1 protein-coding gene is annotated in these 1,868 nt (G+C 60.4%); it reads right to left on the bottom strand.

Annotated elements, in window-relative coordinates; genetic code table 11:
• Positions 1-65: 65 nt before the first annotated feature.
• Positions 66-1,868 (bottom strand): IS30 family transposase (locus CXY72_RS00100; protein WP_233197559.1); only part of this gene is annotated, 1,803 nt, incomplete at its 5' end.

The raw sequence follows: 1,868 nt of genomic DNA, 5'->3' as shown, positions 1-1,868 counted from the left end.
GGCGGATTCTGAGAGTCGACGCAACACAAGTGTTATTGTCCGGCGTATTTCCGGGCATTTCGAGGCTACCGCGGATCGGACTCGGGCGTGTCGCGTTCGGCGTTGAACCGCTCGGTTGGAGTGTCGTAGCCGAGTGTTTTCCGAGGTCTATCGTTGAGCTCCTGGACGACGAAGTCAACGTGCTCAGCGCTGTGCAGTGCCAGGTTGGTGCCTTTGGGAAAGTATTGGCGGGCCAGTCCGTTGAAGTTCTCATTCGCGCCGCGCTGCCAGGGGCTGGAGCGTTCTGCGAAGAAAACAGGGACTCCGGTGGCTTGCGTGAGTGCTTCGTGCCAAGCCATTTCGATGCCCTGGTCCCAGGTGAGCGTGCGTTTAAAATGACGCGGCAGGGTCGCGAACGCGTCGATGATGGCGGCGTTGACGCTTGCTGCAGTGTGATTCTTTGGCAGGTTCACGATGATGCCGTATTGGGTCGTTCGTTCTCGCAGGGTCACCATTGCCGAGACCGAACCAAGACCAACGATGAGATCGCCTTCCCAATGGCCGGCTTGTTTGCGGTCTTCGACCTCGGCCGGTCTTTTGTCGATCATGGTCATGTTGATGATGCGGGATCCACGTCCGATCCGGCGGCGCCAGCGCGTTTTGCGGATGCGTCGTCCGGTTCGCAGCTTCACGGCAAATCGTTTGTGAAGGCCGTAGTCGTCGCGGAGTAGTAATGCGCGGTAGATCGTTTCCGGGCTAAGGCGCATTGTCTGATCGTCGGGGTAATGCTTCTTCATCCATCCGCAGATTTCGTCCGGGGACCAGCAACGGTTCAGCTTGCGTTGCACCAAAAGTCGTAACGGAACGTTTGAGACGAGTTTGGGGACCTTGGGCCGGGCTCGTTGCAACCGTGCGTCATGATCAGCCGTTCTGGGAAGGTAACGTCCGCCGTCGCGGCGGTGTCGGACTAGCTCCCGGGAGATGGTGGACGGCTGTCGACCGAGCGCCGCCGCGATCGCGCGCATCGACTGACCCAAGCGCAGCAGGTCGGCGATTTGAAGTCGCTCCCGGGACTCAAGGTAGCGGCCAGCTGACTCTCGAGGGGCCGTGATTCTTGGGATTTGGAAGTCGGTGTTTTGTCGCAGTTGGGTTCCGGAGGCTCGGTTCATGCCCAATAGTCTGCAGGCATCGGCATTGCTCAGTCCGTCGCGCATGAGTTGCCAGTACTTTTCCTTGCGATTCCTCAACCACTCTTGTCGGGCCGTGGGTTCGGCTACGAGCACCCGGTCGGCGTAGCGTCCGGACGAGAGCGTGGCGGCGTGCTGGGCCGCTCTCGCGGTACTGGCCTCTCGCCGGAGCTCCTTCAGCCTGCGTTCCTCGAACATGCGCGCCTGGTCCTCGCTCAGGCGCAATTGGGTTTGGCAGTGCCGCACGGTGTGGCCGTCGAGTCGAAGGCCGGCGAAGCGTTTCTCGATCCATCGGTAGGCCGTGGACCGCACGACTCCGGCCTGTCGAGCGCTATCACGGACACTCTGACCGGTGGAAAAGGACGCCCAGAATCTGGCCTCCTCGTCCCTGTCGACCCGTAAATGATGCCGGTCATCGGTGCGATCAACGACCGCTTCCCAGGCCAAGAGACGCGAGGTCGTGAACCCTAGCAACGCCGTCACGTCCGCCGGGCTTTCACCGCTGCGGCGCAACTCGAGGTATTTCTCGCGCAGCCAGCGATATCCAACTTCCTTGTCTATGCCAGCGTCGCGGGCGGAGGGTTTGAGACCACGGCCCTCCTTGATCGAGGCGAGAAACCGGACACCTGCTGCTGAGGAAGAACTACGAAACATTTCAAACCACCTAAAAATAGGTGTTGCTTCGATCAATAGAATCCCGCG

This window comes from Cryobacterium sp. Y57, from assembly GCF_002929505.1.
Classification (GTDB): domain Bacteria; phylum Actinomycetota; class Actinomycetes; order Actinomycetales; family Microbacteriaceae; genus Cryobacterium.
The sequence above is the reverse complement of the archived record's forward strand: the minus strand, read 5'-3'. Positions and strand labels throughout refer to the sequence as shown.